The sequence below is a fragment of the Flavisolibacter nicotianae genome (assembly GCF_003628535.1).
Lineage (GTDB): Bacteria > Bacteroidota > Bacteroidia > Chitinophagales > Chitinophagaceae > Flavisolibacter > Flavisolibacter nicotianae.
Window position 1 is genome coordinate 135,329 of sequence record NZ_RBCI01000006.1, and the last position, 13,491, is coordinate 148,819.

General features: G+C 49.0%; 15 protein-coding genes. 5 read left to right on the forward strand and 10 right to left on the reverse strand.

Annotation, left to right across the window (positions count from 1 at the left end; genetic code table 11):
* Positions 1-5: 5 nt before the first annotated feature.
* The 6 genes from D6024_RS16935 to D6024_RS16960 all read right to left on the reverse strand — a co-directional run bounded on the left by D6024_RS16935 (position 6) and on the right by D6024_RS16960 (position 3,886).
* Positions 6-800 carry an ABC transporter substrate-binding protein gene (locus D6024_RS16935; protein ID WP_121355856.1) on the reverse strand — a complete coding sequence of 265 codons (795 nt, stop codon included), beginning with the start codon at positions 798-800 and terminating at the stop codon, positions 6-8.
* Positions 801-1,249: 449 nt separating this feature from the next.
* On the reverse strand, positions 1,250-1,594 hold the full coding sequence (yajC, locus tag D6024_RS16940; protein ID WP_121355857.1) for a preprotein translocase subunit YajC: 345 nt from the start codon (positions 1,592-1,594) through the stop codon (positions 1,250-1,252).
* Between the two features lie 24 nt (positions 1,595-1,618).
* Positions 1,619-2,083, reverse strand: a complete 465-nt coding sequence (locus D6024_RS16945; protein ID WP_121355859.1) for a DUF1573 domain-containing protein — start codon at positions 2,081-2,083, stop codon at positions 1,619-1,621.
* Between the two features lie 39 nt (positions 2,084-2,122).
* On the reverse strand, positions 2,123-3,049 hold the full coding sequence (gene nusB / locus D6024_RS16950; protein WP_121355860.1) for a transcription antitermination factor NusB: 927 nt from the start codon (positions 3,047-3,049) through the stop codon (positions 2,123-2,125).
* 144 nt (positions 3,050-3,193) lie between these two features.
* Entirely contained in the window at positions 3,194-3,478 is a 285-nt protein-coding gene (locus D6024_RS16955; RefSeq protein ID WP_121355862.1) for a hypothetical protein, read from the reverse strand.
* A gap of 186 nt (positions 3,479-3,664) precedes the next feature.
* Positions 3,665-3,886 carry a PspC domain-containing protein gene (locus D6024_RS16960; RefSeq protein WP_121355864.1) on the reverse strand — a complete coding sequence of 74 codons (222 nt, stop codon included), beginning with the start codon at positions 3,884-3,886 and terminating at the stop codon, positions 3,665-3,667.
* Positions 3,887-4,019: 133 nt separating this feature from the next.
* Here D6024_RS16960 and D6024_RS16965 point away from each other — a divergent pair, with 133 nt between their 5' ends.
* From D6024_RS16965 to D6024_RS16975, 3 genes are all read left to right on the forward strand, one after another.
* Positions 4,020-6,287: an aconitate hydratase gene (locus D6024_RS16965; RefSeq protein ID WP_121355865.1), complete on the forward strand. Its 2,268-nt coding sequence runs from the start codon at positions 4,020-4,022 to the stop codon at positions 6,285-6,287.
* 85 nt (positions 6,288-6,372) lie between these two features.
* On the forward strand, positions 6,373-6,756 hold the full coding sequence (locus D6024_RS16970; protein ID WP_121355867.1) for a hypothetical protein: 384 nt from the start codon (positions 6,373-6,375) through the stop codon (positions 6,754-6,756).
* A gap of 69 nt (positions 6,757-6,825) precedes the next feature.
* The gene (locus D6024_RS16975) at positions 6,826-7,209 is read left to right on the forward strand and encodes a hypothetical protein (protein WP_121355869.1); all 384 of its coding nucleotides are present in this window, start codon (positions 6,826-6,828) and stop codon (positions 7,207-7,209) included.
* 17 nt (positions 7,210-7,226) lie between these two features.
* Here the strand turns inward: D6024_RS16975 and D6024_RS16980 are convergent, their stop codons facing one another.
* The 3 genes from D6024_RS16980 to D6024_RS16990 all read right to left on the reverse strand — a co-directional run bounded on the left by D6024_RS16980 (position 7,227) and on the right by D6024_RS16990 (position 11,293).
* Positions 7,227-7,793, reverse strand: a complete 567-nt coding sequence (locus tag D6024_RS16980; RefSeq protein ID WP_121355871.1) for a UbiX family flavin prenyltransferase — start codon at positions 7,791-7,793, stop codon at positions 7,227-7,229.
* Between the two features lie 98 nt (positions 7,794-7,891).
* Positions 7,892-10,075 carry a S9 family peptidase gene (locus D6024_RS16985; protein ID WP_162944829.1) on the reverse strand — a complete coding sequence of 728 codons (2,184 nt, stop codon included), beginning with the start codon at positions 10,073-10,075 and terminating at the stop codon, positions 7,892-7,894.
* A gap of 174 nt (positions 10,076-10,249) precedes the next feature.
* A complete protein-coding gene (locus tag D6024_RS16990; protein ID WP_121355875.1) occupies positions 10,250-11,293 on the reverse strand; it encodes a sensor histidine kinase in 1,044 nt (347 codons plus the stop codon).
* Between the two features lie 317 nt (positions 11,294-11,610).
* Here D6024_RS16990 and D6024_RS16995 point away from each other — a divergent pair, with 317 nt between their 5' ends.
* A complete protein-coding gene (locus tag D6024_RS16995) occupies positions 11,611-12,228 on the forward strand; it encodes a hypothetical protein (RefSeq protein WP_121355876.1) in 618 nt (205 codons plus the stop codon).
* A gap of 11 nt (positions 12,229-12,239) precedes the next feature.
* A complete protein-coding gene (locus D6024_RS17000) occupies positions 12,240-12,932 on the forward strand; it encodes a hypothetical protein (protein ID WP_121355878.1) in 693 nt (230 codons plus the stop codon).
* A gap of 2 nt (positions 12,933-12,934) precedes the next feature.
* Here the strand turns inward: D6024_RS17000 and D6024_RS17005 are convergent, their stop codons facing one another.
* Positions 12,935-13,438, reverse strand: a complete 504-nt coding sequence (locus D6024_RS17005) for a TlpA family protein disulfide reductase (RefSeq protein ID WP_162944830.1) — start codon at positions 13,436-13,438, stop codon at positions 12,935-12,937.
* Between the last annotated feature and the right edge of the window lie 53 nt (positions 13,439-13,491).

Sequence of the window (13,491 nt, forward strand, 5' to 3'; positions counted from 1 at the left end):
CGAATTTACTGCAAGGTCCCGATTTGCCGGTGCAGTTGGCGAAAATAGGCTGGTGCCAACAGCAGGCGGCTGCCATACCAGCTAAAGAATTCGCCATCGGCAAGAACTACTTTAGTATGCGGTAAAAGGGCCTGCAATTCGTTCAGGTGTTTTTGGCCGAAAGGGTAGGGCTCGGAGGAGAGGAGAAGGACCTCGCAGTTCAGCTCTTTCAGCGCGGCGATACTGGTTTCTGGATACCGCTGCCGGCCGGCAAACAGGTTTTGAAAGCCAGCTTTTTCCAGCAGGTGATGAATAAAGGTGTCGTCACCCACCGTCATGTACGGATCTTTCCAGATAAGGTAAGCTGTTCGGAGCCGTGCCTCAGGGACATCAAGTTCTTCAAACTCTGTTTCTATCCGGGCCGCAAGTTCTCCGGCCTTTTGCGCAGTGCCGGTCAGATGGCCAATGCTCCGGGTCATTTGCAACGCATCGTCCAGGTTCTGCACATCACTTACCCACACCGGGAATCGCTTCGCCAGTTCGTCGACCTGCTCACGGCTATTTTCTTCTTTGTTGGCGATGATCAGGTCGGGTTGCAACGCACAAATTTTTTCACGATTGAGATTCTTGGTGCCACCGATGCGCTCTTTGGTGCGGAACCAACGCTCGGGATGCAAGCAAAATTTGGTGATGCCGATCACTTCTTCGTCTAGGCCAAGGTCGTACAGCAATTCGGTTTGGGAAGGCACCAGGGAAATGATGCGGCGGGGAGTTTCGGGAATTTCTATGGTTCTGTTCAACTGGTCGGTGAAGACAGGCATGAGCAAAGATACACCTCACTTCTAACCCTCTCCTCTAGAACACGGAACTGCTGCGCACAGGGCCCGCTTGGGCAAGATGATTTTTTTATCGAAGAATTCCATCCCTTCAAGGGATGGAATTCTATTTTGTCCGGCTGCGTTCCGAACGCTGAACGGAGCGTCGCAACAGAAGCTCAATGGTTATTCTGTTGCTGGTGACATAAAAAAATACGATCCTACGAAGCTTTTTCCCTTTACTACTCTTTCTTTCTATTAACACGATGCCCCTCCGGGGCAAAAGAAAATGCCGTTGGTAAAGTCACCAAACGGCAGCGAAAAGCCTCCACCTTAAAGTATGATGGAGGCTTTGAAGTATCGTGCAAAAGCAAGGGTCTGTGCCGGGCCAATCCCTCCTTTGGAGGGCGGGGAGGCTTTTGAGGGATCGAGGAGGCCTAGTGCCGGGGCGCGGATTATTTCTTTTCCGTTGTTGCCGGCGCAGTGGCAACCTTGTTGACCTGCTGTGTCATTTCCAGGGAAATGGCACTTTTTTCCATTTTGATATAGCTGCCCGGATTGATTTCCAGCTCAATGGTACCGTCGTCATTCACGCGGTTGATCTTGCCGTGAATACCGGCGATGGTAACAACTTTGTCGCCTTTCTTCAGGTCTTCGATAAACAGCTTTTGCTGCTTTTGTTTTTTGGCTTGCGGACGAATGAAAAACAGCCAGAAAACCAGCATGATCATACCCATGAAAATCAGTGACGACATGCCGCCGAACGGGCCTGCTGGTTGTGCTTGTAGTACGTAAAACATTATCGGTTATTTAAAATTGAACGGTTATTTAATATCGGCTGTAAAGGTCAGCTTGTTGTCGGTGCTGTTGTTCCGGTTGCTGTTGTTGGCCTCTACATACACTTCCTTGTTTACATGCCCGCTGAAATTGCTGCTGTTGAATTTGGCCTTTATTACGCCTTCGGCACCGGGAGCGATCGGCTCTTTGGGAGGATCGGGAGTGGTGCAGCCGCACTGCGCATGAACATTGGTGACATACAGGGGCTTGGAGCCTGTATTGCGAAACTTCCAGGTGATTTCGGCAATTTGTCCTTTTTCCATGCTGCCCAGGTTTTGGACTACAGGATCCAGCCATTCGATGGTCGTGCTCTTTGTCGAGTCGCCCAGTGCGTCGCGACCTTCGTTTTCTATTACGGCACGTTTTTCAGCGTCTTTGCCGGTCGCCTTTTTGTCGGATACGTTGCAGGCAAGCAACACGCCGGCAAACAAGAATAGCAGGATGGACTTCATGTCAGAAAATTTTGCGAAGCAAATGTATAGAGGAAATCCTCACGCTTTTTTAAAATCGCTTTTTTGCAACTGGTTGGTGCGTATTAATTCTTTGTGAATATTGTCGAGAATACCGTTCACAAACTGCCCACTTTGCTGGGTGCTGTACTCCTTACTGATGTCGATGTACTCGTTGATGGTTACTTTGGGCGGGATGGTTTCGAAGTATAAAAATTCGGCGACGCCCATTTTCATGATGATCATGTCGAGGGCGGCAATACGCTCCGGGTCCCAGTTTTTCAGGCGGGGAATAATGAAAGATTCCAGGTGTTCTCCTTTTTCCAGCACCGTGGTCAATAGTGATTTGGCAAAGTCCCACTTGTCGGCCGGAAGTGTTTGGCTAAAATTTACCGAGCCGGGTTTTTGCAACAGGTCGTCCAGGGTTTGGATCACCATGTCACCGTCGTCGTCCCAGTTGATAAAATTTTCTTCGATGTGCGAAATGAAGGAATCATTCTGCAGCATCAGGTCGCGAAAAATAAAATCCAGGATCTCTTTTTCACTTTTGCCATTCCTTTCATTGGAAGAAATGTATTGCTTGTATTCTGCGGACTCGGTGAGTTGCTGGTAGATTTTCCGCACCAGGTCTTTGTCGATGCGATGTTCGGGCTTGGAGCGTTCCACTTCCTGGCGGAAAGAAAGGTCTTCCTTGATTTTCCAAAGCAGCTCGTTGCCGGCAATTTTGGTATTCACATTCAGGTCTTCGGCCGATGGCAGGTGTTTGGAGCGGCGCTGGTACGAATCCTTCTCCGCATAGCCGGCCACTTCAGTAAGGAAAAAACTCAGGTATAGAAGAAGGTCTTTCGACTGGTCAAAATGTTTTTGCAGTGCTTTAACGGGTTCACCCGGTTTGAGTTGGTGGTCAAGGGTCGACAAGGTGTAAATCGTCTGCATCACTTTCACTCGAATATTCCGTCTGCTGATCATTTTCAAGAACGTTTGGGGCGGCGAAGATAGGAACAAAGAGCGAACCTCCTTTTTGCTCTTTGCTTGTGCAAAAAGAAATAGTTGAAATCAATCATTACAAACGCAACGCCGGCCGTTTTTTAACATTGCAGGCCCAGAAAACCCTTACTGTTTTTTCCGTTTGGCTGATGTTGAATCCTTTCCCAGCGCTGCATACCCGCCGTTTACCGGTGTGGCTTCGTTGCCTGTTGGCGTGGAACGCTGTCCATCTTTAAAATGGTAAATTTTCCGGTTGTTCAACACCTGGGAGGGTTGTTTTCCTTTTAAAGCTTTTGGTGTGACCGTATCTTTTTTTGCTTTTGCTGCAGCCGCAGAGTTTTTGTGTGTTTGAGCCGAGGCTCCGGCTGCCAGTCCCGCAATCAGCATCGCCGATAAAATCAATCGCTTCATATTCCTCTTTTGCTTTGGCGGTACAAACCGGGGGCCAAAAGAACGACAGAACATATAAAACAAGGAATAATGAGTGTCGAGTTATTACCGGTACATCTTTGCTTTCAGCTTGCAGGCAGGCGGTTAAGAAGGCTGAACAGAAAACGAAACGTCTGCCTTCTATGTTCCTTTTATCTGTGCGAAATTCTACAGGTACCGTACCGGATTTCTGCGGGCCGCGAGGATATACCGCTTGATGTTCATCCAGAACGCCAGGATCATATAAACGATGATAGGAGAGCCGAGAGTTAAAAAGGAAATGTACATGAACCACATGCGGATGCGTGACGTGGCAATCCCCATCCTCTCACCAATGGCGGTACAGACGCCAAAAGCTTTCCATTCAATGAAATTTTTCAGCCGGTTCATGGGGCTAAAATAGCGGTTTTCGTTAAATCAATCCAAAGGCAGTGGGAAATTCTTGCCTGCTTTTTCGTAATTTCGCACCACTTTTTAACAGGCTGCAAACAAAGTGCCTGACATAAACCCAACAATAGATACTATGCTTTTCGATCTTGACTTGATTAAGAAGGTATACAGCGAACTTCCGGTTAAGGTAATGAACGCCAGGAATCTTCTCAAACGTCCAATGACCCTTGCGGAAAAAATCCTTTATTCACACACGTTCATTCCTGCCACGAAGACATTCGAGCGGGGAAAAGATTATGTTGATTTTGCACCGGACCGCGTGGCCATGCAGGATGCAACAGCCCAAATGGCGCTTTTGCAATTCGACACCTGCGGCCGCGAAAGAGTAGCGGTCCCTTCCTCCGTGCACTGCGATCACCTGATCCAGGCCAAAGTCGGCGCCGAGCAGGACCTGCACACGGCAATCGATACCAACAGGGAAGTGTATGATTTTCTGTCTTCGATTTCCAATAAATACGGCATCGGCTTCTGGAAGCCCGGTGCGGGCATCATTCACCAGGTAGTGCTCGAAAACTATGCTTTCCCCGGCGGGATGATGATCGGCACCGACTCGCATACACCGAATGCCGGCGGCTTGGGAATGATCGCGATCGGCGTTGGTGGTGCCGACGCGGTGGATGTGATGGCTGGTTTACCCTGGGAATTGAAAATGCCCAAGCTGATTGGTGTAAAGCTAACCGGCAAAATGAGCGGCTGGACTTCGGCCAAAGACGTGATCCTGAAAGTGGCCGGTATTCTTACTGTAAAAGGCGGTACCGGTGCCATCGTGGAATATTTTGGCGAAGGCGCCGATAGCCTGAGCTGTACCGGTAAAGCCACGATCTGTAACATGGGTGCAGAGATTGGTGCAACCTGTTCTCTCTTTGCCTACGATGATAAAATGGCTGCCTACCTCGCTTCTACCGGAAGAGAGGATGTGGCTGCGTTGGCCAACAACGTAAGAGATTTCCTGCGTCCGGACGTGGAAGTCTACAGCAGCCCTGAAAAATATTATGACCAGGTTATCGAGATCAACCTGAATGAACTGGAGCCCCATGTAAACGGACCGTTCACGCCAGACCTGGCCACGCCGATTTCGAAAATGGCCGAAGCCGTAGCAGCAAACGGATGGCCCGATGCGGTGGAAGTGGCCCTGATCGGTTCCTGCACCAACTCTTCGTACGAAGACATCAGCCGTTCGGCCTCGGTTGCCGCGCAGGCAAAAACAAAAGGACTGAAAGTTGCCAGCGAATTTACCGTGACACCCGGTTCGGAACTGGTACGTTATACCATCGACAAGGATGGTTATCTTGCCACCTTCGATGAAATCGGTGGCGTGGTGCTGGCCAACGCCTGCGGACCTTGCATTGGGCAGTGGGCCCGTCACATTGACGATCCTTCACGCAAGAATACCATTGTCACATCTTTCAACCGCAACTTCGCCAAGCGTAACGATGGCCTGGCTTCGACACATGCGTTTGTGGCGTCGCCGGAGATTGTAACGGCTTATGCCATTGCCGGCCGCCTGTCGTTCAATCCCCTCAAGGATAAACTGCTGAACGAGAAAGGCGAAGAAGTGATGCTGGATGAACCCAAAGGTTATGAACTGCCGCCGAAAGGTTTTTCTGTGGACGATGCAGGCTACCAGGCGCCGGCTTCCAGCGGTAAGGACGTTGTCGTGGCCGTGAGCCCTACATCCGACCGTCTGCAGTTGTTAAGCCCGTTCGCTGCATGGGAAGGCACCGACATTACCGGTCTTCGTCTCCTGATCAAGGCCAAAGGAAAATGTACGACCGACCACATTTCAATGGCAGGGCCATGGTTGAAATACCGCGGTCACCTGGACAACATTTCCAACAACATGCTGATTGGTGCCGTGAATTATTTTAACGGCCAAACCGATCATGTGAAGAACCAGCTTACCGGCGCATACGGTCCCGTACCGGCGACTCAGCGTGAATACAAAGCCCGCGGCATCGGTTCGGTTGTTGTCGGCGACGAAAACTATGGTGAAGGTTCTTCCAGGGAACATGCTGCCATGGAACCGCGCCACCTGGGCGTTCGTGCGATCCTGGTGAAAAGCTTTGCCCGCATCCACGAGACCAACCTGAAAAAGCAGGGTATGCTGGCACTGACCTTTGTCAACAAGGATGATTACGAAAAAGTGCAGGAAGACGATACCATCGATATCCTGGGACTTACGGATTTTACGCCGAATAAACAATTGACCGTGGTATTAAACCATGCCGACGGTACAAAAGATAGCATCAAAGTAAACCATACCTACAACGAACAGCAGATCGAGTGGTTCAAAGCCGGAAGCGCCCTGAACCTTATTCGCAAACAGTTCGGAAAAGCGTAAGGTTTGCAAAAATTGTTTCAACCGCATACGAATCCTCACAGGGCACTTAACCTGTGAGGATTTTTTTTATCAAAGTTTAATTATCATGAACGCCCATAGCCTGCTTCCCATTTTCCTGGTTGTTGCACCCTTTGCCATGGCTTTTTTGCTGGAAGCCGTGGTGATCTATTTTTTCAAATTCAAGCGGCTTTTGCCCAGCGTGGGCATTTCTGTATTTGTCAATATTCTTTCACTGGGCCTGTTGTACATCAGTAGCCAACTCTTGTTGAAACTGGGGTATAACTTTGACGGGCTGCGTGTGCCGCTGCAAATTGTGTTTGCGTTTTGGTGGCTTTCCATCGTGATGGATGGATTGCTTCTCCAGCTTTTCCTGCCACAGGTCCAGCGGAAAACAATCTACCTGGCATCGCTTGTCATGAATACGGTGTCTTATCTTTTCCTTTTCTTTTTTATTGCCAACAGCCACTAAGTGGTTACGGTTTCCTTCCGGTTGGTGACAAACGTTCGTCATCAGATTTGTAGTTCATAACCAACCGAAATGAAACAAAAAAGAAATGTACTCGCCCTGGCCGCTCTTGCCATTGTGTTCGCTTACTCCTGTAGCAAAGACAATGGCACCAATGGCACGAATTCTCCCGGCAACACCGGTGGTCAAACGGGACCGCTATTTAACGCTGTACGCGATGTATTGGGCAGCAACTGTGCGCTGAGTGGCTGCCACGCAGGTTCCAGTCCGCAGAACGGCATTGATTTTAACAACAGCGCCACTATTGTTGCCCAGGCAAACAACATCAAGGCAAGAGCCGTGGACCAGGCCGGCACAGCAACGCAAATGCCACCACCGCCGCGACAGGCTTTGTCGGCAGCCGATCGAAAGAAGATCACCGACTGGGTCAATGCAGGTGGACGTGCGTCTGACTAAAACACAAAACTTAAATTCTATCGTTCAAGTGTGCCCCACCGGAAGCTGCTGATGGAAAGGCCGGCAAGGTCCAGCACCCTGTCCACAACCGTAGCTGCGGCTGATTCTAGGGAAGTGGGTTTGCTGTAAAACGAAGGAGAAGCAGGGCAGATGATGCCACCGGCCAGTGTCACTGTTTCCATATTACGGATGTGAACCAGGTTATAGGGTGTGTCGCGAATGACGCAGACCAGCTTTTTCCGTTCTTTCAACATGACATCGGCACCACGGGTAATCAGGTCGTTTGAAACACCCGAAGCGATGCGGCCCAGGGTACCCATGCTGCACGGAATGATGATCAGCGCATCGTATCGTGCCGAGCCGGATGCAAACGGTGCCGTGAAATCCTTGGTGGAGAAATAGCGGGCATCAAACTGCTGAAAGCTTTCATCTTCCAGTTCCGTCTTCCAAACTTCCTTGGCATTTTCGGTCATCACCACCGACACTTCTGCCAATTGCTCTTTCAGGAAGGATAGCTTTTGCAAGAGAAGCTTTGCATAGATGGACCCGCTGGCCCCAGTGATAGCGACCGCAATTTTTTTCATATTCTTCCGATGAAGATACATACGGTGAAAGGATTTGTTCCGCGGCAATAAAAAAAGGAGACCACAATGGTCTCCTTTTTTTCGTTTCTACGTCTACTTTAAAATCCTTTCTGTTCGTTAATGCTGTTGCCGACCGGTGTGCGGTCAACGTTTTCATTGCCCAGGTTTTGCAGGATCCAGTTGGTCATTTTTGCATAAAGATGCAGCGTTGTATTGTCGCCTTCCCCGCGAATCCCGTGGTTCTTGTTGGGATAATACATCGTTTCAAAATTCACGTTGGCTTTTACCAGCGCTGTCACCATCTGCGTGCTGTTTTGAAAATGCACGTTGTCATCGGCCGTGCCATGGATCAGCAGGTATTTACCCCTGATCTTGTCCACGAAGTTGATCGGTGAATTCTCATCGTAGCCTTTGGGATTTTCCTGTGGCGTGCGCAGGAAGCGCTCTGTATAAATATTGTCGTAATAACGCCAGGAAGTCACCGGCGCTACCGCTACCGCCGCCGTGAAGACGTCGGCTCCTTTGGTAATGGCCAATGAACTCATGAAACCGCCAAAACTCCAGCCCCAGTGACCAATGTTTTTTGGATCGACGTTCGCCTGCTGGCGCATCCATTTCGCCGCATCGATCTGGTCTTCGATTTCATATTTGCCCAACTGCAGATAGGTTTTCTTTTTAAAGGCTTCGCCACGGCTGCCGGTGCCGGTGTTGTCGATACAGACCACGAAAAAGCCGCGTTGTGCCAGCATGCGCAGCCAAAGATTCCGGTTCGCAGATGCAGCCCCAAAGCGATTCACTGCCTGCTGGTCGCCGGGACCACCATAGGTGTAAAAAAGCACAGGGTATTTTTTCGATGCGTCAAAGTTTGAAGGCCGCAGCAGCATGCCATTCAGGGTGTCGCCATAGCGGTTGGGTACACGGATCAACTGGAAGTTGGTGAAACCATAAGCGGCCGCCGTTGCATTCAGCCTTGCATTGTCAGCCAGCTTTTTTGCTTCGGTGGCTGTGACAATGTCTCCGACTTTGCGGAGGTTGAAGCGAGTTACTGTTTCCGGCATGTTGAGTGTCGAGTAGCGGTCGATAAACTGTGTAAAGCCGGCATTCATTTCAACCCGGTGCCAACCGGGACCGCTGGTCAATTGCGTCGTGTGCTTTCCTTCCAGGTCTGTTACAAACAGGTTGCGGTCGAGAGGAGTGGGGTAGGCAACGGTGTAGTAGACAAGGCCTGCTTTTTCATCCACACCCACAATTTCTGTTACGTCGGCTGCTTGCCTGGTCAGTTCGACAGACTGTTTGCCATCCATGCTTTGCAGGTAAAGACGGTACCAGCCGTTTTTCTCCGAACCATAAAGCAGGTGACGGCCGTCCTTTAAAAACTGCCAGTCATCGTTGATGTCGACATACCATTTGTTCTTTTCCTCGTAGAGGGTCGACGCCTTGCCGGTGGCGGCATCAGTCAGCAAAAGACGCAGGTTGTTTTGCAGGCGGTTCATCCAAAATACGACCAGCTTGTTCTCGCTTTGCGTCCATTTAATGCGGGGAATATAAATGTCGCCCTTCGGGAACTGGGCCGAAACCGTTTTGCCTTTGGCTACATCGTAGATATGGATGCTCACCGTTGAATTACTGTCGCCTGCTTTGGGATATTTGTAGCGGTAATCCTTGTTGTAACGGTCGTCGAAAACGGTGAAGTTGTACTCCTTCACACGACTTTCGTCAAACTTGTAAAAAGCAAGATAGGCACCATTCGGACTCCATTGGTAAGCCTGGCTAAAGCCAAATTCTTCCTCGTACACCCAGTCGGCATTGCCGTTGATGACAAAATTCCATTTGCCGTCTTTTGTAATGGCCCTGGTTTGTGCCGTGTGGACATCGTAGAGGTAAAGATTGTTGTTCAGTACATACGCTACTTTGCTGCCATCTGGCGAAAAGCTGGCGTGTAGCACTTTGCCGTTTGTCAGGCGGCTTGTTTTCCGGGTTGTGGCGTCGTAGATATAAACGGTAGCTTTTGACGAGCGCCGGTAGATGGGCTCATTCTCTGTCGAAAAAAGAACGTGCTTTTTATCCTGGCTGGCCGTAAAATCGGAGAAGGTGAGACGCCGGCCACTTTCGTCTTTTATGTCGCTTTCTTTGAAAAGGTCATTGGTACGTTCCTCTTCAAATCCTGCTACCTGCTCACCGCGAAACGTATTTTTTTTGAAAATGTCTTCAAGGGTAATCGGCTTTGTTTGTGCATAGGTTAAGACAGGTAGCAACAGGGCTGCCCACAACATTCTTCTCATGTAAAAAAAAGATTTAAGCGGTAAAAATAGCGTAAACAGCAACATGGCGACGAAGGCGGTTGCCCGATGGTCGGGAATTCCGTGAATTAGGAAAACCTACATCGTTTGCATGAATCACCAGCGGTGTACCAGGCTGGGGGCGGGAGGTCTGCGCCAGGATGTTTTGCTGCCTGGTCATTCGGCTGGGAGCTGCATGATGAATTCTGCGCCTTCGCCCTCTTTCGATGAAACCCACAAGTTGCCGCCATGTCCTTTGGTGACGACGTCAAAACTCAGCGAGAGTCCCAGGCCTGTACCTTCCCCGGTGGGTTTGGTGGTGAAGAAGGGTTGGTAAATTTTAGAAAGTGCTTTTTCGGGAATTCCCAGGCCATTGTCCCTGACCGAAACTTCCACTTTATTTCCCTTTTTGCAGGTTCTGACCTGCACCACGGGTTCGTAATTGTTTCCTGCCAGTTTTTTCTTCTGGTGTACGGCGTAAAAGGCATTGTTGAAAAGGTTCACCAGCACACGGCCAATCTCTTGCGGAAGGACGTTTATTTTACCGGCAGCGGAATCGTAGTGGGTTTCAAGCGTTGTGTGAAAGGTGTTATCTTTTACACGGTAGCCATGATACGCCAGTTTGAGGTATTCGTCGGTCAAAGCATTGATGTTCACTTCTTCTTTCTCTCCCTCGGCCTTGCGACTGTGCTCCAGCATGCTTTTTACAATGGCGTCGGCACGCTTGCCATGGTGGGAGATTTTTTTCAAATTGACGGTTGCTTCATCCAGCAGGTCCATCGCTGTTGTTGGATGGCCGGCTTTGATTTCTTCCTTGACCTCGTTGAGCATGTCGACGCTCAGGTCCGAAAAATTGTTGACAAAATTGAGCGGGTTTTGAATTTCGTGTGCAATGCCGGCGGTCAGTTCTCCCAAAGAGGCCATCTTCTCGCGTTGTATCAATTGGAGCTGGGTGGCCTTTAATTCGGAAAGTGATTTTTGCAGTTCCTCTTTTTGGTGCGACAGTTCCATCGTTCGCTCGGTCACTTTTTGCTCCAGTTGACTGTTTTGCCTGCGCAACAGCTCCTGTTGCTCGGCCTGGAGTGCGTGAAGTTTTTGATGATACTGCAGTTTGCGGCGTTGGCCGCTGATGAAGGCGATCAGCAGGCTGACAAACAGTAGCAGCATGGCCGAAATGCCGATGATGACCTGGTTTTCTATGTCCACTTTCAGCAAAAACATCAGTGACGCAGCTTTCTGATTGTGCGGGTAGACGCCTTGTGTTTGGTTCGTTTAAGATAGTGAAAATTGTTTAGCCGCGCTTCGAATATGTGGGCCAGGGTTCACTGATTCAGTACTGATTTGCTGCATTGCTTCGACAGCGGATTTGCTGCTTTTCCGTGTGTGCATTGACGGAGGATACTGACTGGTGTATTCGGTCGGGAAGGAATAACACATGAGGGAGTTTTGAAATATAAAATTGCCTGCTTAATTTCAGCAGCGATTTCCTGCCTGCTTGAAAATTTTCACCTTTTTCTTTCACAGTAAATAAGCAAAATATGCTACTGAAAAAAATGCATTGGCCGGGAGCAATTGCGCTGTCATCCTCCTGTATTCTGCTTTCTTTCTTTTTTGCAACGTGTAAAGAGCCCAACCGTGATACAGGCCCGACAGCGACAGGCAGTCTCGCTGCTGATTCGATTAACCGTGGATTAAAATTTTATTGTGTTCGCCTGGATAGCGCCGATATACAACGCCTGTTTCGAAAAGGGTCACCAAAACTGCCGGGTGGATCGGCCGACCGTATTTTGCTGCAATTGTATACGCCAGACTCGCAGAAAAATGACAGTCTTGGCCTGGTTGCATATCCCGCCAAAGGATATGATACGGTTGATACAACCAATAGAGTTGTTTTACATGTTGTTGACTCATGTTACCGGGCCGTTTCCGGTGAACTCATTCTGAGCAACAATTATGTTTCATTGAAGAAATTGAGTTTGCAGGACACGACGCTTGGCGTTCCTGCGGATATAAAATACATCACATTTACGCCAACGAAGGCATACGATAAAGGGAATTACCTGATTTACGATGTGGAAGTCACGAAGAGTTCCGGTGAAAAGATGCTTTACCCTAAGACGTCTGATCCCTGCCCGCCCTATTGTCCATTGTATTGAAGAAGCAATTTATGCTGACAACGATCCGCAATTGGTCGGAAGCCTGGTCGTTATTGATCCCCCTGCTCGTGATCGTCTTTCAGAAACGGGTCCGGGCGGAAATGTACCCCCTGTTTATCTACGTATTGATTGCCTTTGTACTGAATTTGACGGCAACGACCATTTTTGCGATGAACAAGAGCATGCCTGCGTTTTTAAAGAACAACAATGTTTTTTACAACCTGCATTCGATTACCCGTGTGCTTTTCCTGGGCACCTATTTTTTTGGTTTACAGATCCTGCGGTTTACCCTTTTTTACAAAATTCTTTTGGTGGGCTATATCGGTTTTATTCTACTGGACTTCCTGTTTTTTGAATCGCTGTTTCGTTTCAGTAATGTTTTGTTTACTGTCGAAAGCATCCTGCTGCTGATCGTTTGCCTTACATTTTTATTCCAGGCGATGCGGGATGAAAGCCAGGTCGACTGGATCAAGCACCCGGCATTCCTGGTTTTTACGGGTGTAGGCCTTTACGAGGCGGTCAACTTTTTTATTTTTCTTGCCTTTTACGACCTGGTGGAAAAAGACCGGCAGTTTGGCAAACTGACAATGACCATTCACAACATGACCTTCGTGGTGTTCTGCATTTTGCTGGCTCTCGCTTTTTATAAATATGAAAAAAGGTCGCCGGTATACCGGCGACCTTCTGCAGATGCAGCACTTTAATTTTAACGGCCTTCTTCGAAGGCCTGTAATATTTTATCGAGTCCCACACTTCCTTCAAACGTACGGATCAGCGCACCTTTTTTGTTGTAAAGCGCCATGAATGGCAGGTTGCGGATTTGGTAAAACGAAGGCAAAAGGTAATAGGGATCTTTGGCCACCACTACATTTTTCATTCCGGTAAGGCCATATTTATCCGCAAAGGCCTGCATTTTATAAATGGGAAGGGTTGTGGAAAGAATAATATGAATGTCTTTGAACGCTTCCTTGTTGAGCACCAGTTGTTCGGCCTCGTGCTGGCAGTGCTCGCAATCCGGGCTGAAGAGCATCAGCAAAACCGCTTTCTTTTTTGGGACGTTGTCTTTGGTGTACTTCGTAGTACTGTCGCCAAGTAAAAGCTGCAGGGTTGGCAGCGTTGGAAAGCGTTTGTATGCAGGCTGAATTGTATCGGTTTGCCCGAAAACGGTTGCTGCGAAACAGAAGAACAGAATGGTGAAAAAGGCCTTCATGCGCTGTTGAGTTTCCGGCAAATTTACTTGCCGGTGCAGCATGCACCCATTCT

Coding starts and splice junctions, on each gene's coding strand:
- D6024_RS16970 (WP_121355867.1), top strand. CDS start 6,373: ATGAACGCCCATAGCCTGCTTCCCATTTTCCTGGTTGTTGCACCCTTT.
- D6024_RS16960 (WP_121355864.1), bottom strand. CDS start 3,886: ATGAACCGGCTGAAAAATTTCATTGAATGGAAAGCTTTTGGCGTCTGT.
- D6024_RS16995 (WP_121355876.1), top strand. CDS start 11,611: ATGCTACTGAAAAAAATGCATTGGCCGGGAGCAATTGCGCTGTCATCC.
- D6024_RS16945 (WP_121355859.1), bottom strand. CDS start 2,083: ATGAAGTCCATCCTGCTATTCTTGTTTGCCGGCGTGTTGCTTGCCTGC.
- D6024_RS16975 (WP_121355869.1), top strand. CDS start 6,826: ATGAAACAAAAAAGAAATGTACTCGCCCTGGCCGCTCTTGCCATTGTG.
- D6024_RS16955 (WP_121355862.1), bottom strand. CDS start 3,478: ATGAAGCGATTGATTTTATCGGCGATGCTGATTGCGGGACTGGCAGCC.
- yajC (WP_121355857.1), bottom strand. CDS start 1,594: ATGTTTTACGTACTACAAGCACAACCAGCAGGCCCGTTCGGCGGCATG.
- D6024_RS17005 (WP_162944830.1), bottom strand. CDS start 13,438: ATGAAGGCCTTTTTCACCATTCTGTTCTTCTGTTTCGCAGCAACCGTT.
- D6024_RS16985 (WP_162944829.1), bottom strand. CDS start 10,075: ATGAGAAGAATGTTGTGGGCAGCCCTGTTGCTACCTGTCTTAACCTAT.
- D6024_RS16965 (WP_121355865.1), top strand. CDS start 4,020: ATGCTTTTCGATCTTGACTTGATTAAGAAGGTATACAGCGAACTTCCG.
- D6024_RS16935 (WP_121355856.1), bottom strand. CDS start 800: ATGCCTGTCTTCACCGACCAGTTGAACAGAACCATAGAAATTCCCGAA.
- D6024_RS17000 (WP_121355878.1), top strand. CDS start 12,240: ATGCTGACAACGATCCGCAATTGGTCGGAAGCCTGGTCGTTATTGATC.
- nusB (WP_121355860.1), bottom strand. CDS start 3,049: ATGATCAGCAGACGGAATATTCGAGTGAAAGTGATGCAGACGATTTAC.
- D6024_RS16980 (WP_121355871.1), bottom strand. CDS start 7,793: ATGAAAAAAATTGCGGTCGCTATCACTGGGGCCAGCGGGTCCATCTAT.
- D6024_RS16990 (WP_121355875.1), bottom strand. CDS start 11,293: ATGTTTTTGCTGAAAGTGGACATAGAAAACCAGGTCATCATCGGCATT.